The 17,313-nt window shown below is 73.2% G+C and carries 16 protein-coding genes and 1 pseudogene; 5 read left to right on the forward strand and 12 right to left on the reverse strand.

Annotation, left to right across the window (positions count from 1 at the left end; all coding sequences use genetic code 11):
- Nucleotides 1-256: 256 nt before the first annotated feature.
- The 3 genes and pseudogenes from mptB to AB0K37_RS03750 form a co-directional block, all read right to left on the reverse strand.
- Nucleotides 257-667, reverse strand: a pseudogene (mptB, locus tag AB0K37_RS03740) (polyprenol phosphomannose-dependent alpha 1,6 mannosyltransferase MptB); the annotation flags it as partial.
- Between the two features lie 290 nt (nt 668-957).
- Nucleotides 958-1,689 carry a glycosyltransferase family 2 protein gene (locus tag AB0K37_RS03745; protein WP_363974271.1) on the reverse strand — a complete coding sequence of 244 codons (732 nt, stop codon included), beginning with the start codon at nt 1,687-1,689 and terminating at the stop codon, nt 958-960.
- 139 nt (nt 1,690-1,828) lie between these two features.
- Nucleotides 1,829-2,164, reverse strand: coding sequence for an STAS domain-containing protein (locus AB0K37_RS03750; protein WP_179831569.1), 336 nt, complete (start codon nt 2,162-2,164; stop codon nt 1,829-1,831).
- A 220-nt stretch (nt 2,165-2,384) separates the two neighbouring features.
- Here AB0K37_RS03750 and AB0K37_RS03755 point away from each other — a divergent pair, with 220 nt between their 5' ends.
- On the forward strand, nt 2,385-2,738 hold the full coding sequence (locus AB0K37_RS03755) for a hypothetical protein (RefSeq protein ID WP_363974274.1): 354 nt from the start codon (nt 2,385-2,387) through the stop codon (nt 2,736-2,738).
- Nucleotides 2,739-2,752: 14 nt separating this feature from the next.
- On the opposite strand, the gene AB0K37_RS03760 is transcribed toward AB0K37_RS03755, so the two are convergent.
- Together AB0K37_RS03760 and AB0K37_RS03765 are read right to left on the reverse strand one after the other, a co-directional pair.
- Entirely contained in the window at nt 2,753-3,871 is a 1,119-nt protein-coding gene (locus AB0K37_RS03760) for a HAMP domain-containing sensor histidine kinase (RefSeq protein ID WP_363974277.1), read from the reverse strand.
- On the reverse strand, nt 3,868-4,584 hold the full coding sequence (locus tag AB0K37_RS03765; RefSeq protein WP_363974280.1) for a response regulator transcription factor: 717 nt from the start codon (nt 4,582-4,584) through the stop codon (nt 3,868-3,870). The genes AB0K37_RS03760 and AB0K37_RS03765 overlap by 4 nt, the downstream gene beginning before the upstream one ends.
- A gap of 120 nt (nt 4,585-4,704) precedes the next feature.
- On the opposite strand from AB0K37_RS03765, the gene AB0K37_RS03770 reads away from it, so the two are divergent.
- The 3 genes from AB0K37_RS03770 to AB0K37_RS03780 all read left to right on the forward strand — a co-directional run bounded on the left by AB0K37_RS03770 (nt 4,705) and on the right by AB0K37_RS03780 (nt 7,197).
- On the forward strand, nt 4,705-5,331 hold the full coding sequence (locus AB0K37_RS03770) for a hypothetical protein (protein ID WP_363974283.1): 627 nt from the start codon (nt 4,705-4,707) through the stop codon (nt 5,329-5,331).
- Nucleotides 5,332-5,382: 51 nt separating this feature from the next.
- Complete coding sequence (locus tag AB0K37_RS03775; protein ID WP_363974285.1) at nt 5,383-5,553, forward strand: hypothetical protein; 171 nt, start codon at nt 5,383-5,385, stop codon at nt 5,551-5,553.
- An 87-nt stretch (nt 5,554-5,640) separates the two neighbouring features.
- A complete protein-coding gene (locus AB0K37_RS03780) occupies nt 5,641-7,197 on the forward strand; it encodes a long-chain-fatty-acid--CoA ligase (protein WP_363974288.1) in 1,557 nt (518 codons plus the stop codon).
- A 231-nt stretch (nt 7,198-7,428) separates the two neighbouring features.
- Here AB0K37_RS03780 and AB0K37_RS03785 read toward each other — a convergent pair whose 3' ends face one another.
- From AB0K37_RS03785 to AB0K37_RS03805, 5 genes are all read right to left on the reverse strand, one after another.
- Nucleotides 7,429-8,301, reverse strand: coding sequence for an endonuclease/exonuclease/phosphatase family protein (locus AB0K37_RS03785; protein WP_363974291.1), 873 nt, complete (start codon nt 8,299-8,301; stop codon nt 7,429-7,431).
- Nucleotides 8,302-8,453: 152 nt separating this feature from the next.
- Nucleotides 8,454-9,635: an elongation factor Tu gene (gene tuf, locus AB0K37_RS03790; protein WP_363974294.1), complete on the reverse strand. Its 1,182-nt coding sequence runs from the start codon at nt 9,633-9,635 to the stop codon at nt 8,454-8,456.
- Nucleotides 9,636-10,019: 384 nt separating this feature from the next.
- Complete coding sequence (locus AB0K37_RS03795) at nt 10,020-10,940, reverse strand: CU044_5270 family protein (protein ID WP_363974297.1); 921 nt, start codon at nt 10,938-10,940, stop codon at nt 10,020-10,022.
- On the reverse strand, nt 10,933-11,538 hold the full coding sequence (locus tag AB0K37_RS03800; RefSeq protein WP_363974300.1) for an RNA polymerase sigma factor: 606 nt from the start codon (nt 11,536-11,538) through the stop codon (nt 10,933-10,935). The genes AB0K37_RS03795 and AB0K37_RS03800 overlap by 8 nt, the downstream gene beginning before the upstream one ends.
- Nucleotides 11,539-11,607: 69 nt before the next feature.
- Nucleotides 11,608-12,927 carry an MFS transporter gene (locus tag AB0K37_RS03805; RefSeq protein WP_363974303.1) on the reverse strand — a complete coding sequence of 440 codons (1,320 nt, stop codon included), beginning with the start codon at nt 12,925-12,927 and terminating at the stop codon, nt 11,608-11,610.
- Nucleotides 12,928-12,969: 42 nt separating this feature from the next.
- On the opposite strand from AB0K37_RS03805, the gene AB0K37_RS03810 reads away from it, so the two are divergent.
- On the forward strand, nt 12,970-14,178 hold the full coding sequence (locus AB0K37_RS03810; protein WP_363974306.1) for an arginine deiminase: 1,209 nt from the start codon (nt 12,970-12,972) through the stop codon (nt 14,176-14,178).
- 180 nt (nt 14,179-14,358) lie between these two features.
- Here AB0K37_RS03810 and AB0K37_RS03815 read toward each other — a convergent pair whose 3' ends face one another.
- Both AB0K37_RS03815 and AB0K37_RS03820 read right to left on the reverse strand, forming a co-directional pair.
- Complete coding sequence (locus AB0K37_RS03815; RefSeq protein ID WP_363974309.1) at nt 14,359-14,904, reverse strand: ATP-binding protein; 546 nt, start codon at nt 14,902-14,904, stop codon at nt 14,359-14,361.
- A 371-nt stretch (nt 14,905-15,275) separates the two neighbouring features.
- Nucleotides 15,276-17,288 (reverse strand): PAS domain-containing protein, encoded by a 2,013-nt coding sequence (locus tag AB0K37_RS03820; protein WP_363974312.1) that lies wholly within the window; start codon nt 17,286-17,288, stop codon nt 15,276-15,278.
- Nucleotides 17,289-17,313 lie beyond the last annotated feature (25 nt).

Consider the following 17,313-nt stretch of genomic DNA (forward strand, 5'->3'; position numbering starts at 1 on the left):
GCGCGTGGGGCCCGGCGAGGGCGTAGGACAGCGCCGTGACGGCCGCGCCCCCGCCGAGCAGCGCGGCCAGGTGGCCGATCGGCCACTTCCGGCGTTCCGTCCGGGCCCGGCGCAGCAGACCCCAGGCGGGCCCCCCGGCGACGAGCGCGGCGGGCAGCTTGATCGCCGTCCCGAGCCCGGCGAGCGCCCCGGCCGCCAGGGAGCGCGCCCAGCCCGCCCGGCCCGCGGCCCCGCCGCCGAAGACGGCGAGCGCCGCCACCATCGGCGCGATCGCGAGGACGTCGTTGTGCGCCCCCGCCACCAAGTGGAACAGCACGAGCGGGTTGCACGTCCACAGCAGAGCCGTGCGGAGCCGCCGCTCCTCCGTCGCGGACATCCGGTAGAGGACGAGGGCCGTCACCGCGAACGCGAGCACGTTCAGCACCGACAGGACGAAGACGGTCAGCCGCACCGAACCGCTGCCGACCCACGCGGCGAACGCCTGCCCGCCCGTGGCGACCGGCCCGTACACCGACGGCGTCGTCCGCCACTCCTCGGGCGCCCCGGCGACCGGGTCCTTCGGCAGGTCGACGGCGCTCGTGCGGTACGGGTCGTGCCCCGTGGCGGCCATCCGCCCGTAGGAGGCGTAGTTCAGGTGGTCGGTGGACCCGACCGGCGGCATGAACATGAACGCGGCCGCCGCCAGCAGGCCCGCGGCCACCAGCGGCAGGGCCCGCACGCGCCAGCCCCTGCGGACGGCGGCGAAGCACAGGCCGAGCCCCAGCGCGCTCGCGACGATCCCCGCGACGACGAGGCCGATCACCAGGTACGGCGACGGGTGGACGTCCAGCGCGTACGGCGGCTCCGTGCGCGGACCCTCCAGCTCCGGCTCGAACACCGACGGCCCGAGCAGCGCGGTGGCGACGAAGCAGGCGACGCCGGCCCCGATCCCCCACAGCCCGCCCGTGCCGAGACGGGTCACGGGCGGCTGCCGCGCAGGCGGTCGAGCCCCCTGGCCACCGCCGGTTCGCGCGCGGCGAGAGCTCTCGCCACGTCCCGGAACTGCCGGGCGCGGTGCAGCTGGGAGCGCCAGTCGGTGCCGGTGGCGCGGTGCGCGAGCGGCACCTCCACCTCCGTCACCCGGAACCCGGCGCGCAGCAGGTCGATGGTGAGCGCGGTCTCCACCCCGAACCCGGCGGCGAGCGGGAGCGCGGCGTCGAACGCGGCCCGGGTCAGGCAGCGCTGCCCGTTCAGGGGCGCGGTGGCCTCCCAGCTGGTGGCGCGGCGGATCCCGTCGCGCGACAGCCGGACGACGAACCCGTGCCCGCCGAGCTTCACGGTCGTGGTGAACACGGCGATCGTCATGTCGGCCTCACCGGACCTGACCGGCTCGACCAGCGGCGCGGCCTCGCGCGCGGTCTCGGCGAGGTCGGCGTCCAGGAACAGCAGGTGGCGGGGCTGGTCGCGGCCCTCGTCCAGCAGCCGGACGGCCTCGGCCCCGCTCTCCATCGCGGCGCCCTTGCCCCGGTTCCGGCTGTGCCGCACGACCCGTGCCCCGGCCTCGCGGGCCACCCGCCCGGTGCCGTCGGAGGAGCCGTCGTCGATCACCACGACCAGGTCGGCTCCGGGAAGCTCCTGGGCGGCCTTGACCGTGGCTGCGATGCGGTCGGCTTCGTCCTTGGCCGGGATGCATACCGCTACGTCCTGCATAACGGCGATCGTAGTCGGGGACGGGCGCGCGATGCCGCAGGGCACCGGGTAACGGACCAAGCCATTACCCGCGCGACAGGTCGGCGACCCGCGGGGTTCACCCGCGGCGCCGGCGGTCGAGGACGATGGGTCGGAAGGGTCAGCCGGCGTCGAGGACCGGCGCCGCCTCCGTCACGGTGAAGACGGTGTCGAGCCCGGTCACCTGCAGGATCCGCTTCACGGCGGGGCGCGGCGCGGCCAGTTCCAGCGCGCCGCCCTGCTCCTTCAGCCGCTTCATGGCCGAGAGCAGCACGTTCATGCCCGTCGAGTCGCAGAACTCCACGCCGCTCATGTCGACCACGATGTGGTCGGCCTGGTCGCGCAGCAGGCCCGCGAGGGCCGCCTGCAACCGTGGCGCGGTGTACAGGTCGAGCTCACCGGTCGCCGTGACAACGGCGTGACCCCCCTGAGACGCGGTCGAGACGTTTAGCTCCACGTCCGGCACACTATCTCGCGAACGGCCCGGGAGCCAGACGGTTCGCCAAGTCCCCTGCGCCGTGGGCGTTTCCGGGGCGCGTCGCCGCCTTGCCAGTCCCGCACGCTTTGAGAACTACGCACCGTAATGTAACGATTTCAGTGCTCCGCGGCGCCGATCCGGTCCGCCGATATCGCGGGTTCTTCCCGCACGATCGTCAGGAGTAGGGGAACCTGAACGGGTGCAACAGCGGCATGGTCGACTGCGCGAGCGCCTGGAGACGATCCGGGCTCGGGCGGCGAAGTCCAGCACGTGGCGAACGTCCACCCAGGTCCTGTTCCGCCTGGTGAACAAGGACGGCTTCGTCCCGGTCCGGACGCGTCTGTCCCGCGAGGACCTCGCCTTCCTCGCCGGCGCCCGCGAGGAGGTCATCGCCTTCACCGACCTCACCCTGCGCCTCGTCGACCTGCACCGCCCGCAGGAGTCCGGCGGCATCACCAGCGACCCCGACCGCCCCATCCGCCGCTGCCGCGCCTGCATGTCCCGCTGGCCCTGCGCCACCTACCGCACCATCACCGAAGCCCTGGACCCCTGACCCGGCCCGTGGGGTCAGGCCGTCATCAGGGGGAGGCGGACCTCGAAGCGGCATCCGGGGCCGGTGTTGGCGACGCCGATCTCGCCCGCGTGCGCCTCGACGATGCCGCGGGCGATGGCGAGGCCGAGGCCGGCGCCGCCGCCCGGGGTCCGGGCCGCCTCACCGCGGAACGCGACGTCGAACACGCGCTGCAGGTCGCCCTCCGGGATGCCGCCGCAGGCGTCGGCCACCGTCACCCGCGCCTCGCCGCCGCGGACCTCGCCGGTGATCTCCACCGCGCCGTCGCCCGGCGTGTGCCGGATCGCGTTCACGACGAGGTTGCGCAGCGCACGCCCCAGCTCCCCCGCGTCCACCTGGACGGGCAGCCCCTCCCGCACGTCGCCGCGCAGCCGGACGCCCTTGGCGCGGGCCAGCGCCTCGGCGCCGGCGACCGCCTCGGCGACCAGGTCGGCGAGGCCGACGCGCTCGCGGGACAGGCGCAGGGCGCCCGCGTGGATGCGGGACAGCTCGAACAGGTCGTCCACCATCTCGGTGAGCCGCTCCACCTCCACGCGGATGCGGCCGTGGTAGCGGCGGGTCGTCTCCTCGTCGGCGACGACCTCGTCCTCCAGTGCCTCGGCCATTGCGCGGAGCCCCGCCAGGGGGGTGCGGAGGTCGTGGCTCACCCAGGCGACCAGCTCGCGGCGGCTCGCCTCCAGGGCCTTCTCGCGCTCGTGCGCGGCGGCCAGCCGGTCGTAGGCGGCCTCCAGCTCGCGGGACAGCTCCGCCAGCTCGGCCGGAAGGTGCGCCGAAGGGGGACGGAACCGGTCCGCGCGGACGGCCTCCACCAGGGTCCGGTTCGCGGCTACCAGACGCCGGCCGAGCAGCACCGACACCGCCATCGCCACCAGTCCGGCGGAGGTCACGACGGCGAGCACCACCGAGCGGTCGTGGTCGTTCAGCAGCATCATGAACGAGATCACGAGGATGCCGGAGATGGTCGCCAGCACCGTGGCGGCGCCGACGACGACCAGCTGCGTGGCGACCGAGCGGCCGCGCAACGCGTGCAGCACGGCGAGGGCGACCGCCGCGACGGCGAACGCGGCCAGCGCCGCGTAGAAGACCACCCAGAGCAGGTCCTCGAACGGGATCATCGGCCGGTCTCCGCGGGCTCGTAGCGGTAGCCGACGCCCCACACGGTGACGATGCGGCGCGGCGTGGTCGGGTCGTCCTCGATCTTCTCTCGCAGCCGCCGGACGTGGACGGTCACCGTGGAGGAGTCGCCGAACGTCCAGTCCCAGACGCGTTCGAGCAGCTCGTCGCGGGTGAAGGCCTGCCGCGGATGGCGCAGCAGGAACGCCAGCAGGTCGAACTCGCGGGAGGTGAGCGCGAGCCGCTCGCCGCGCAGCTCCGCCTCGTGCGCGCCGACGTCCACGACGAGGCCGCCGTCGCGCAGCGGGCCGGACGGGCCGGTCGGGACGAGCGCGCCCCGCGCCCGCCGCAGCACCGAGCGGACGCGCAGCGCCAGCTCGCGCGGGCTGAACGGCTTGGTCACGTAATCGTCGGCGCCGGTCTCCAGCCCGACGAGCCGGTCGGTCTCCGTGCCGAGCGCCGTCAGCATCACGATCGGGACGGTCGAGGTCTCGCGGAGCCGCCGGCACACCTCCAGGCCGTCCATCCCGGGCAGCATGAGGTCGAGGACGACGAGGTCCGGGGGCTCGTCCAGGGCCCGGCGCAGGGCTGTACGGCCGTCGGCGACGCACACGACCTCGTGTCCGTCGCGGGCCAGGTAACGGGCGACGACCTCGGCGACCGTGGGGTCGTCGTCGACCACCAGGACGCGTCCGGCATGGGAGACGCTGTTCACCCCTCAAAGCTAGAGCCCCCGCCGCCGGACCCACCCGGCACGTCACCGTCCCGTAAGGAGTCGATCATGCTTTCACCTGGGCGGCCCGCGAAACCGGACGAACATCGCTTTAATGGCGCGATGCCGCAGAATCGCTCCGCGACCTCCAACGGCGGGGTCATCGCCCTGATCCTGGTCGGGGGCGCGGTCGCCACCGGCGTCGCCGCGCTGTTCATGACCGTGCGGTCGTACGCGTCGCCGGCCATGCTGGGGTTCCGCACGTCCCCCGCCTACTTCCTGATCGCGTGCCTGTTCGCCGGGCTGGTGGTCGGCGCGGCCGTCCTGCTGACGCGGCCCCGCGGGCCGCTGGCGCCGATCGCGGCGGGGCTGTCGGCGTACGTGGCGATGGAGGCCGGCGGGCGGATCGGCGTGATCCTCGGCCTCATGCTGTCCGCGCAGGGGTGGCCGAGCGGCTCGTTCCTCACGGCGGTCCTGAAGCCCGCCTTCGGGCGGTACCAGGCGTACGAGCTCCTGGCGCTGGTGGTGGCGGCGGGCCTCGCGGGGCTTCGGGTGCTGACCGCCAAGACCGGCGGCGCGTCCCAGCCCTGGAACGCGGGTGCACCCGGCGGGCCGCCCATGCCGGGCCGGCCTCCCTTCCCGGGGCAGCCCGGGCAGCCGCCGTCCTACCAGTCGCCCTTCCCCGGCCCGGGTCAGGGTCCGGTCCCCGGGGGCCCTCAGGGTCCTCCTCCGCCGCACGGCGGTGCCTAGGTCGTTCCCCAGGCTGATGACCCCTGGGGAGCGAGCGCATACGGTGGAGTCATGGGTAAGACGATCCTGACCGTCCTCGGTGTGGTCCTCGCGGTGTGGCTGGTGGTCACCGTCATCGGCGCGATCTTCTCGATGCTGAAGTTCTTCTTCTTCATCGGACTCGTCGCCGTCGTGGTGGTACTCGCCGTGACCGCGGTCTCCAAGATGTCGAAAAGCCGCTAGGCGAGCGGCCCGATCCCCTTGCCGCGATGTCGCCGGTGACCGCATGATGCCGGAATAACCAGGCGGTCATCGGCGAAGGAGACCATCGTGCCAGGTCTTGACGGAGTGCTGCGCGAACGAGCGCTCGCCTATCCCGACCGTGTCGCGTACATCGCGGGCGACACCGAGATCTCCTACCGCGACTTCGACCGGCGCGTCGACCGGGTGGCCGCGGCGCTCGCCGCCGCCGGGCTCGGCCCCGGCGACCGGGTCGCGGTCCTCGACAAGAACTCCCTCGAATACGCCGAGCTGCTCTTCGGCGCGACCCGGATCGGCGCCGCGCAGGTCCCGGTGAACTACCGGCTGGCGCCCGACGAGGTCGCCTACATCGTCAACAACGCCCAGGCGAAGGTCTTCGTCGTCGGCCCCGAGTTCCTCCCCGTCCTGGACGCGATCGCCGGCAAGCTCGAACACACCGACCTGACGGTCGTCGTCTCCGGCTCCGGCCATGCCCACCAGGACTACGCCGCCTGGATCGACGCGGCCCCCGCCGAGCCCCCGGCGTACGAGCCGGGCAGCGGGGACGTGTTCGTCCAGCTCTACTCGTCCGGCACGACGGGCCTGCCCAAGGGCGTCATGCTGACGCACGACAACTTCCTCTCGGCGCTCGCGGTGACCAACGACGTGTGGGACATCGACGAGTCGTCCGTGCTGATGATCGCGATGCCGATGTACCACGTGGCCGGCAACGTGCTCACCGTCTCCGCCGTCTACAACGGCCTCACCGGGATCGTCACGCGCGAACCCGACCCGACGGCGATCGCGCAGGGCATCGAGCGGCACCGCGTCACGCACATCTTCCTCGTCCCGGTACTGCTGCAGTTCATGCCGCTGATCCCCGAGGTCACGGCCGCCGACATGTCCAGCCTGCGGCTCATGCTGTACGGCGCGTCCCCGATCAGCGAGGACGTCCTGCGCACCGCCATGGCGATGCTGCCGACCACCGACTTCCGGCAGGTGTACGGGCTGACGGAGGTCACCGGCGCGATCACCTCGCTGCCGCCCGAGGACCACGACCCGGACGGCCCGAACGCGCACCGGCTGCGGAGCGCCGGCCTGCCGAACGACAACACCGAGCTCCGGATCGTGGACCCGGCCACCGGGGACGAGCTGCCGGCCGGGCAGGTGGGCGAGATCATCTGCCGGACGCCGCAGAACATGAAGGGCTACTGGGGCATGCCGGACGCGACGGCGAGCGCGCTGTCGGAGGACAACTGGTTCCGGACGGGCGACGCCGGCTACCTCGACGAGGACGGCTACCTCTACATCCACGACCGCGTCAAGGACATGATCATTTCTGGCGGGGAGAACATCTACCCCGCCGAGGTGGAGAACGTCCTGATGGGCCACCCCGCCGTCAGCGACTGCGCGGTCATCGGCGTCCCCGACGAGCGCTGGGGCGAGACGCCGAAGGCGATCGTGGTGACGAGCGAGGACGTCTCCGACCAGGACATCATCGACTACTGCCGCGAGCGCCTGGCCCACTTCAAGTGCCCCACCTCGGTCGAGCGCCGCGAGGCCATCCCGCGCAACCCCACCGGCAAGATCCTCAAACGCGACCTCCGCGCCCCCTACTGGCAGGACACCGACCGCGGAGTGAACTGAATTCCCCTTCACCCGCGACAACCTGAAAAGCCGCGATCGCGTCCGAAGGCAGATTCGAGCGAAGCAAGAATCTGATCGCGCAGCGAGCCGCCAGGCGAGTCGAAGCGATGCCAGCGATCGCCGCGGTGCTCGACGATGGAGGGCCCTCCGGGCCCGAAGGAGGAGAGCACTGCAATAAGCACAGCCGACGATGGAGGGCCGCCAGGCCCGAAGGAGGAGAGAAACGCAGGACTACTGGTAGCGGACGACTGCCGAGAGGGGGCGATGGTCCGAGGTCTTGACGGGGGTCGCCGGGACGCTGCAGGAGACGGCGGCCGACTTGCCGATGAAGAGGTAGTCGGTCTTGTCCAGCGCGGTGCCCTGCCAGTTCTGCCGGGTGTTCGCCCCCGCCCGGGACGTCCCGGTCTGGTCGCACTCGTCGTAGGCGGCGTAGAGGGGGTCGAGGGCCGCGCTCTCCGGGACGTCGGCGAGGTCGCCGCCGACGAGGACGCGGTCCGTGCCCGCGAGGGTGGTGAGGGCGCCGGCCTCCTTGCGGCGCCACTGGCCGCTCTCGGCGGCGCTGAACTGGGTGACGCAGACGCGGGTCGTCCAGGACGGGACCTCGCCGCACAGGGCGATGCGGCTGATCCCGGCGGACGCGGGCAGCTTGACCTGCCGCTGCGCGGTGAGCGGGGCGTCGGTGCCGATGGCGACGCCGACGCGGCCCTGGCCGGCCGCGCACGCCCCGTCGCCGGGCGCGAACGCCCAGCTCCACTTGGGCAGGGACGTCTTCAACGAGCGGACCTGGCCCTCGCAGATCTCCTGGAGCAGGGCGGCGTTGGGGCGCACCGTGCGCCCGCCGACCTCCGTCTCCTGCATCCGCTGAACGATGTCCTTGGTGAGCTTGGCGGGCGCGGTGCCGGTGGGGCAGTCGGAGCCGCCGCAGACGTTCCAGCTCACCGCGTTGATCGTCACTGCGGCGGGGCGGGGTGCGGCCCCGTCCGCGTGGGCGGGACCACCGCCGCCCGGCAGGCCCTCGATGCTGGCTCCGGTGGCGGCCGCGGTCACGACCGCGGCGGCCGCACAGACCGAGAGCAGGGGAATCAGGGCGCGGGGGGATCGCACACGTGCTCCAGACGGGGGGATCTGCGGGGGTGATGTCGGAATCTCACCACATCAAGATCGCATCCGCCAGCCATTCGCGACCACTCGGTCACGGCAGGCCGGCTGCCCGATCAAGGCTAAGGGGCCCCGGCGAGTGCCGGGGCCCCTCACCCCTAGTCGAGCAGCGCGGTGACGGTGCCCGCGCCGACCGTCCGGCCGCCCTCCCGGACGGCGAAGCCGAGCCCCTCGGTCATCGCGACCGGCTTGCCCAGCTCGACGGCCATCTCGACCGAGTCGCCGGGCAGCGCCATGCCGCCCTCGCCGAGGTCCACGCCGCCGACCACGTCCGTGGTGCGGAAGTGGAACTGCGGCCGGTAGCCGTGGAGGAACGGCCTGCTCCGCCCGCCCTCGTCGGCGGTCAGCACCCGGACCCGGGCCCGGAACCGCAGGTGGGGCCGGATCGCGCCCGGCGCGCTGACCACCTGGCCGCGCCGCACCTGGTCACGCTTGACGCCGCGCAGCAGCATGGCGGTGTTGTCGCCCGCCTCGGCGTGGTCCATCGTCTGCCCGAACGTCTCCAGCCCCGTCGCGACGGAACCGAACGTCTCGCCGAGCCCGACGACCTCCACCGCGTCCCCGATCCGTATCGCGCCCTGCGCCACGACGCCGGTCACGACGGTGCCGCGGCCGGTGATCGTGAGCACGCTCTCGACCGGCATCAGGAACGGCTGGTCGAGCACCCTGCGCGGCACCGGCACGTACGCGTCGATCGCGTCGAGCAGGTCGACGATCCGGGCCGTCCAGTACGGGTCGCCCTCCAGCGCCCGGAGCCCGGACACGCGCACGATCGGGACCTCCTCGCCCGGGAAGCCGTACTCGGTGAGCAGCTCCCTGACCTCCAGCTCGACGAGGTCGAGGAGCTCGGTGTCCTCGACCATGTCGGCCTTGTTCAGCGCCACGACGATGTGCCCGACGCCGACCTGCCGCGCCAGCACAACGTGCTCGCGCGTCTGCGGCATGGCGCCGTCCTGGGCGGACACGACCAGCACGGCCCCGTCCACCTGGGCGGCACCGGAGATCATGTTCTTCACGTAGTCGGCGTGGCCGGGCATGTCGACGTGGGCGTAGTGCCGGGTCGCGGTCGCGTACTCGACGTGCGCGACGTTGATGGTGATGCCTCGGTCGCGCTCCTCGGGCGCGCGGTCGATGCGGTCGAACGGCACCGGGGACGCCAGCCCGCGGTCGGCGAGCACCTTGGTGATCGCCGCGGTCAGCGTCGTCTTGCCGTGGTCGACGTGCCCCATCGTGCCGATGTTCAGATGCGGCTTGTCGCGCTCGTAGAGCTGCTTGGCCATTGTCTCGTCCTCACTGGTGGATCCGGTGAGAACCGACTGCGGGCACTCTGCACGCGCAGTCTGGTGACCACCCCCCTCCGCTGGTTCTCCGGAGGTGGACGGAGAGGGGTCAGCTTCGGATGAGCGCAGCGAACCGGGGGGCGTGGGGGGTCGCCCCCTCACAAGCGACACGCAGGCCGTCGAAGGCGTCTGCGTCCGCTGCCGCTGCCGAGAAGGCAGCCGGCACCGCGCTCAGCAGGGCGATGCCTGCGAGCGTCCGGGTGCCGGCTGCGAAGAACATGCTCCGGACATTACGGCCGCCCCCGGCTGAAGTCGACCGGTTTTTCCGCCGCTCATGGCGACCGGCCCTGCCCTTCGGCAGGGCCGGTCATCGTCCTTCCGGGTTCAGCAGCCGGACGGGGTCGCGTCAGGGCCGTGGAGCGGGGCCCGGTCGACGATCGCGGTGTCCAGGAGGGCGCTGGACTGGGTCGTGGTGCCCGGCGGGCCGAACGGGTTGCCCTTGCCCGCGATGACGTTGCGGGTGCCCAGGAAGCGGTGGCTCGCGCGGTCGAAGACGAGCTCGTCGCGGACGCCGTCCCGGGTGCGGGTGACCGCGACGCCGTGGCGTCCCGCGGCGTCGACGCCGTCGTCCCGCAGCCGGACTCCGGGGATCCCGGCGATCGCCCGGTACAGCGCCGCGCGCACCCGGGGCGGCGCGGGCCGGTCGATCAGGTCGGACGCGGCCGCCCACTGCCGGTCGCCCCGGTCGCCCTCGCCCTGGTCCGCCATGAGGTCGAGCAGGGCGCCGGTGTCGGTGGGCAGGGCTCCGAGGTAGGGGCGCTCGATCGGCGGCGACGCCGGGCAGGGGCCGACCACGCTCTCGCCGTCCGGCGGGAGCTCCTCGCCCGGACGCGGCCGGATCGAGTTCCTCTCGATGACGAGGCCGCTCCCCGCGCCGCCGGCGGGCAGCCAGGTCCGGGTGCGGACCTCGTACCAGCGGCCCGTTCCGCCGACCCGCCGCCGCGTCACGCTCTCCTGGTAGACGATCTGGTCGGCGCGGGGCACCGGGTCGGCCGCCGCTCGGTCGGCGGCCCGGTCGAGGACGGCGGCCACGTTGGCCGTCCGCCCGGGTTCCTGGTGACCGACGAGGAGCGCGGCCACCGCACCCGCGCAGGCCGCGGCGGCGACGCCGGACAGCAGCAGCGGGCGCCGCCGCCGGACGGGCCCGCCGTACGCCCGCCGCCGCCAGCGGTTCTCGGCCCCGGTCACGTCGATGTCCAGGGGGACCTCGGAGCGCAGCCGCTCCACCAGCTTGAGCTCATCCATCGTGGTTCTCCTCGGCGAGGGCTTCGCGCAGCTTGCGGCGGATCCTGTTCATGCGGGACCGGACCGTCCCGGCGGGGACGGCGAGGGCTTCGGCGACCTCGTCGTAGGTCAGCCCCGCCCACGTCACCAGCAGCAGCACTTCGCGCTGCGCCGCGGGCAGACCGGCGATGGCCGCGGCGAGCGCCCGCGACCGGGCGCCCGCCTGGACCCGGTTCTCGACCGCGTCCGTGAAGGGCTCGGTGACCGGGTCGAGCCCGCCGCGCGCGAGCGCGCGCAGGGCCCGCACCTCGGCGCGGCGGTGGCGGCGGATCAGGTTGGTCGCGATCCCGTAGAGCCACGGCCGCGCGTCGGGACGCGCCGCGTCGTAGCGGCGCCGGCGGTCGAAGGCGACGAGGAAGGTCTCGGCGACGACGTCCTCGGCGGCGTCCCGGCCCAGGCGCCGCGCCGCGTACCGCATGATCTCCGGGGCGTGCCGGCGGAACAGGGCCGCGAACCTCTCGGGCTCGGTCCGGGACGCGGCGATCAGGGACGCGTCGGTGGGGTCGTCATCGGCGGCGGGCTCGGGCCGCGGGGGCGAGGAGCGGCTCGTTGTCGGCATGCGCGGGCCTCTCGGTCGTGGACGTTTCACCCCCTCTTGCCCGTGCGGCCGTGTACGGGTCCCTCCGGTTCAGGAGCCGTCCTCGACGACGCCGGCGCGGGTCTCGCGTGCCGGTGTGCGGAGCAGGAGGTAGCCGAGCAGGGCGCCCGCGAGCTGGAACCCGGCGATCGCGAGGACCAGGCCGACCGGGCCGATGGCGTCGGCGGACGCGGCGGTCAGCGCGGCGCCGACCGCGGACGCGCCGATCTTGAGGCTGCCGGCCGTGGTGTTGACCTGCCCGAGCCGGTCGGGGGGCGACTCGCGCTGGCGCAGCATGAGCGTGGCCGCGAACACCGGTCCCTCCGCGACGCCCGCGGCGACGAACGCCGCCGTCGCCCAGGGCATGGAGGGCGCGGCGGCGAGCGCGGCGAGCGACGCGCCGAACGCGACGAGTCCGGCGATCATGACGGGTTCGGCGTGCCGGGGCGTCAGCCACCGGCTGGACGCCAGGGAGCCGATCAGCGAGCCGACCGCCATCGCCACGAGGAGCCGCCCGCCCGCGCTGGGCGGCGCGCCGATGTGCTCGGCGAGCAGCACCGCCGTGACGGCGACGCCGCCGAAGCCCATCCACGCGAGGGTCGTCGCGACGGTCAGGGCCCGCAGCACCCGGCCCTCGGCGAGCACCACCAGCCCGCCCGTGATCACTGAGGCCACCCCGGCCAGCGGCGGTCGCGCCTGCGCGCCCGTCTCCGTGTCGGTGGCCGCCGCCCGCCCGCCGACCGCGCCTGTGCCGGCCGCGGTCTCGACCGCCGCCGCGCCCGGCGCGGCGGCGGTCGCGCTCGCGGAGGGGCCGGGGAAGGGCAGGAACGGGAGGGTCAGGAGGCCGAGGACGCCGACCGCGACCACGGCGGTCCCGGCGTACTGGCCGCCGGCCAGGGCGGCCAGGCCGGCGGCGAGGCCGGGTCCGGCGATCCCGGCGAGGTTGTAGCTGGAGGCCTCCAGCCCGTAGGCGCGCGAGAGCCGGTCGGCCACGACGAAGCGGGGCAGCAGGCTGGTCAGCGCGACGACGATGGGCTCGGTGCAGCCGATCACGGCGGCGACGACCAGCGCCAGGGCGAGCGGCGAGCGTCCCGCGAGTACCAGCAGCAGCCCGGTCGCGGCGACGTAGCAGGCGGCGAGGGCGACGGCGCCGCGGCGGGGGCGCGCCACCCGGTCCAGCGCGTTCCCGATCACGGGGCCGCTCAGCACGTACGGCAGCGTCATCGCGGTCTGCAGGTACCCGGCGGTGGCGGCGTGGCCCGTCCGCGCCTGGACGGTCAGGACCAGCGCGGTCGCGACGCCCTCGGCGGACACGCGCAGCATCGTCGCCGAGGTGAGGTGGAGGGGCAGCCCCGCGTTCCTGCCGATCACCCTCGAATGGTGGCATATCGTCCGCCGCCTAGACTGCGGAGGGTGACGGCAGCGAAGACAGCGCACGAGCACCGGGTCACCAGCGAGGTCGGACGGCTGCGGACGGTGCTGCTGCACCGCCCCGGCGCGGAGCTCAAGCGGCTGACCCCGCGCAACAGCGACAAGCTCCTGTTCGACGCGATCCCGTGGGCGGGACGGGCGCAGGAGGAGCACGACGCGTTCGCCGAGGCGCTGCGGTCGCGCGGCGTCGAGGTCCTGTACGTGACCGAGCTGCTGCAGGACGCCCTGGAGTACGAGGCCGCGCGCGAGCAGGCGATCGCCGACGCCATCGTCGACCTGCGCCTCGGGGACCAGCTCCGCCGCGTCGTCGAGGACCACCTGCGCGGGCTCGATCCCGAGAACCTCGCGCACACGCTGATCGCCGGGCTCGCGCACGAGGAGTTGAAGGCCGGGCACGGCCTGGTCTACCGGCTGATGGACGAGCGGGACTTCATCGTCGACCCGCTGCCGGGCCTGCTGTTCACGCGCGACAACAGCACGTGGATCGGCGACCGCGTGGCGGTGACGAGCCTCGCGATGGAGGCGCGGCGGCGCGAGTCGGCCCTCACCGGCCTGATCTACGCGCACCATCCGCGGTTCGCCGGGGTGGAGCCGGTCTACACCCCGTCGCTGGAGCATCTGGAAGGCGGCGACGTCCTGCTGCTGCGCCCGGGTGTGATCGCCGTGGGCACCGGCGAGCGGACGACGCCGGCGGGGGTCGAGCGCCTGGCCCGCCAGGTGATCGGGGCCGGGCTGGCCCGCACGGTGCTGGCCGTGCCGATCGCGCAGGAGCGCGCGACCATGCACCTCGACACCGTCTGCACGATGGTCGACGTCGACACCGTCGTGATGTACCCGCCGGTGGCGCACTCGCTCACCGCCTACACGGTGACGCTGGACGACGGCCACCTGCGCGTCGCCGAGCCGCGCCCGTTCCTCCAGGCCGCCGCCGACGCGATGGGCCTGGACCGCCTCAAGGTGATCGACACCGGTCTCGACCCGGTCACCGCCGAGCGCGAGCAGTGGGACGACGGGAACAACACCCTCGCCGTGGCGCCGCGCCTGTGCGTCGCCTACGAGCGCAACATCGAGACCAACGCGCAGCTGGAGGCGTCCGGGATCGAGGTCATCCGGATCAGCGGGAGCGAGCTGGGGACGGGTCGGGGCGGTCCCCGCTGCATGTCGTGCCCGATCCTGCGCGAGGAGATCTGAGCCGCGCCCGGGGCGACCGGCGAGGAGAGGTTCTGTGTTCTTCCCGGCGCCGGGGGCTCAGAGGCGCGCGGCGCCGGGAAGAACCATCAACGCCCGCGATGTCGACGGGGGCACGACATCGCCCGAGCGTTGGAGAGGACCATACAAGGTCGGGCGGGGTTCCTTCCAGGCAGGGTCGCTCTATGCCGGATATGCCCGACTTGGAGCTACTTCACTCCTGGTTCCGTTGTAGCGGTCTTCGTCCGGCTCGTCGAGCAGGTCCGGAAATGCGGAAAGATCCGGGACGACGGCGTGCGCGCCGGCGGGAGCGGCCATCCGCTCGTCGCCGGACGACCTGGGCGTCCGCAGGATGGCCCAGACGGTCGTGGTGCCGTCCTCGTGGCGCACCCCCCAGCCCTCGGACAGTGCCTCGACGATCCCGAGTCCGCGCCCGCCCAGCGAGGAGAGCGTGCCCGGACCCCGGCGCGGCTCGGTCATGGCGCCACCGTCGCTGACCTCCAGTTCGAGGAGGTCGCCGCGACAGAGCCAGCAGACCTTCACCTGGCCGGACGGCAGCGGCCGCGCGTGCCGCAGTGCGTTGCTGAGCAGCTCGCTGACGATGACACTGGCGTCGTCCACGACCGAGTCGTAGACCCCCGAGTCGGCCAGCTCCGAGCTGAGGCGCCTGCGGGCGACCGCGACGCTGGACGGTGCGTGTGGCAGCAGTACGACGCTCGACGCCCTCACCTCCCCGATGCTCCGCTCACTCGGACGAGTCCCGTCAACACCCTTCCGGTACGTCCGAAATGCCCTGATGGCCATGACGGGAAACCAGAACGAACCAGTTCACCACCTGCACAACGAGTCATCAGCCGTCCGGTCACGGTGATCACCCCCGGGATCGGAATCTCGTCACCAACGGCGACCAACCAAGGATCTATCCAGCCAACGGCGGATTTACTCCTCACGCACGCGTTTCGTCCATCACACGCCGCCGTCACCGCACTTCTCCGCACCGTTCCCAGCCTGCCACCCCGCGAGACCGCCGAAAGCGCTGGTCACGCCCGTCTCACCGGACCGCCCGGGGCGGACTGTCCGCACGGTAAGTAACCGTCCGCTCAGCGCGCGGAACGCAACACCAGGCGCATGCAGGTCCCCTCGCCCGCCCGCGCGCCACCTGCGGGTCCGCGCCCGTTCGTGACGGAGAGTAGCCGACCGGCCGGTTCCCCCTGGGTGCTTTCGGGGGCAATGGACTGATTATTGGGGGTTTGAGTGGTTTCGTTGTGAGATGTCTCACGCTCGGCCGGATGAGCGGAGATCGTGCCGCCCTGCGCCTCCGTCAGCCGTCTGACGATGTACAGGCCGAGCCCGATGCCGCCGAACCGGCGGCGGTCCCCCGCGTCGCCCTGGACGAACCGCTCGAAGATCCGCTCATGGTCGCCGGCCGGGATGCCGATGCCCTCGTCGGAGACCGTGACGACGATCCCGGCCCCCTCGCGGCGGGCCCGCACCCGCACGGTCCCGCCGTCCGGGGAGTACTTGAACGCGTTCTCCAGCAGCTGCCCGAGGACGATGTCGGTGGCCATCGCGTCCCCGCTGCACGGCGGCAGGTCGGGGGCGATCTCCAGCTCCACCCGGTGCAGCGGCGACAGCGAGCGGAACCCGGCGACCACGCCCTCCAGGACGCGGCCGAGATCGAACGGCTCGATCGTCACGGCCAGCTCGTCGGCCCCGGCGCGCGACCCGAGCAGCAGGTGCTCGACGAGCCGCCCGAGCGACTGGGCCCGCTCGGCGATGGTGGCGACCGCGGCGCGGCGGTCGGCGTCGGTCAGCTCGTCCCACCGGTTGACCAGCGTGGACGCGAACCCCTGCACGACCGTGATCGGGGTGCGCAGCTCGTGGCTGGTCGTGGCGAGGAACAGGTCCTTGGCCTCCTCCAGCGCCTTGGCCTCCGAGACGTCGCGGAAGTCGACGACCAGCTCGCCGGTCTCCTCGATCTCGGCGGCCAGCACGTTCAGCCACGTGCCCGACTCCAGGCGGAACGTGAGCATCTCGCCGAGCGCGGGCATGTCGAAGGGCAGCGGGCGCCCGATCGCGTCCTCCGGCGGGATGCCGGTCAGGGTGTGCGCGGAGTTGTTCCAGTGCCGGACGACGAGGTCGTGGTCCAGCACCGCGATGCCGTCGGCGCTGGAGTCGATGACGGCGCGCTCGTGGGCCCGCTGCCGGACGACCTCCGCGTAGGCGACGGCGTTGCCGACCGCGACCCCGGCGTGCCCGGCGAGCAGCTCCAGCAGTTCGAGCTCGGTGTGCCCGATCTTGCGTCCGGAGAACAGCGCGTACAGCGCGCCGTACGGCCGGTTCTGCAGGTACGAGAGGCCGAGCGCGATCGTGTGCAGGCCGGGCAGCTCCGACCAGATCAGGTCGCCGAGGCGCCGCTCGCCCGTCGCGAGCTTGACGGTCTTGCCCGACCGCAGCAGCTCCCCGACCAGGCTCGGCCTCAGCTCGGCGCACCGGCCGCGCATCCGCTCCGGCAGCCCCGACATGCTGACGAGCCGCAGCCGCTCGCCCTCGATCTTGACGAATCCGCCGGCGTCGGCGCCGGTCAGCTCGATGAGCGCGGCGGTGATCCGGTCGAGCACGACGGCCAGGTCGAGCTCGGCGCCGAGGTCGGCGACGATGTCGTTCAGCCGCCGGACCAGCCGGGCCCGCTCGGTCATGCGGTTCTGGACGATCTCGTCGTCCTCGACCGGGTGGTACACCCCGACCCAGCCGAGCAGCGTGCCGCTCGGATCCTTCAGCAGGCTCGTGTCGATGCGCACGTCGATGAGCCGGCCCTCGCGGTGGAAGCGGCGGGTGGCGATCGAGATCTGCCCGCCGTCGCTCTCGCCCTCGCCGCCGCGCCGGGTGAGGAGCCGCTCCTGGACGGCGTTGTGCTCGGCCTTCAGCTCGTCGGGGACGATCGGCGGGACCCGGCCGAGCATCTCCTCGGCGCTCCAGCCGAACATGCGCTCGGCCGCCGGATTCCACACGGTGACCCGGTGCCGCTGGTCCACGGCTACGATCGCGTCGGCGGCGCTCTCGATGACGGCCCGCGCGATCGGATCGTGCACGTGCTGATACACGTCTGTCATCGTGCCACCGCACTCCGGCATGGCG

Origin of the sequence: Actinomadura sp. NPDC049753 (assembly GCF_040674655.1) — a bacterium.
GTDB lineage: Bacteria > Actinomycetota > Actinomycetes > Streptosporangiales > Streptosporangiaceae > Spirillospora > Spirillospora verrucosospora.

Excerpts from the sequence above, each read along its gene's own strand:
- AB0K37_RS03745 (WP_363974271.1), bottom strand. The coding sequence starts at position 1,689 with ATGCAGGACGTAGCGGTATGCATCCCGGCCAAGGACGAAGCCGACCGC.
- AB0K37_RS03760 (WP_363974277.1), bottom strand. The coding sequence starts at position 3,871 with ATGATCCCGTTCGAGGACCTGCTCTGGGTGGTCTTCTACGCGGCGCTG.
- AB0K37_RS03770 (WP_363974283.1), top strand. The coding sequence starts at position 4,705 with ATGCCGCAGAATCGCTCCGCGACCTCCAACGGCGGGGTCATCGCCCTG.
- AB0K37_RS03775 (WP_363974285.1), top strand. The coding sequence starts at position 5,383 with ATGGGTAAGACGATCCTGACCGTCCTCGGTGTGGTCCTCGCGGTGTGG.
- tuf (WP_363974294.1), bottom strand. The coding sequence starts at position 9,635 with ATGGCCAAGCAGCTCTACGAGCGCGACAAGCCGCATCTGAACATCGGC.
- AB0K37_RS03795 (WP_363974297.1), bottom strand. The coding sequence starts at position 10,940 with ATGGATGAGCTCAAGCTGGTGGAGCGGCTGCGCTCCGAGGTCCCCCTG.
- AB0K37_RS03800 (WP_363974300.1), bottom strand. The coding sequence starts at position 11,538 with ATGCCGACAACGAGCCGCTCCTCGCCCCCGCGGCCCGAGCCCGCCGCC.
- AB0K37_RS03820 (WP_363974312.1), bottom strand. The coding sequence starts at position 17,288 with ATGACAGACGTGTATCAGCACGTGCACGATCCGATCGCGCGGGCCGTC.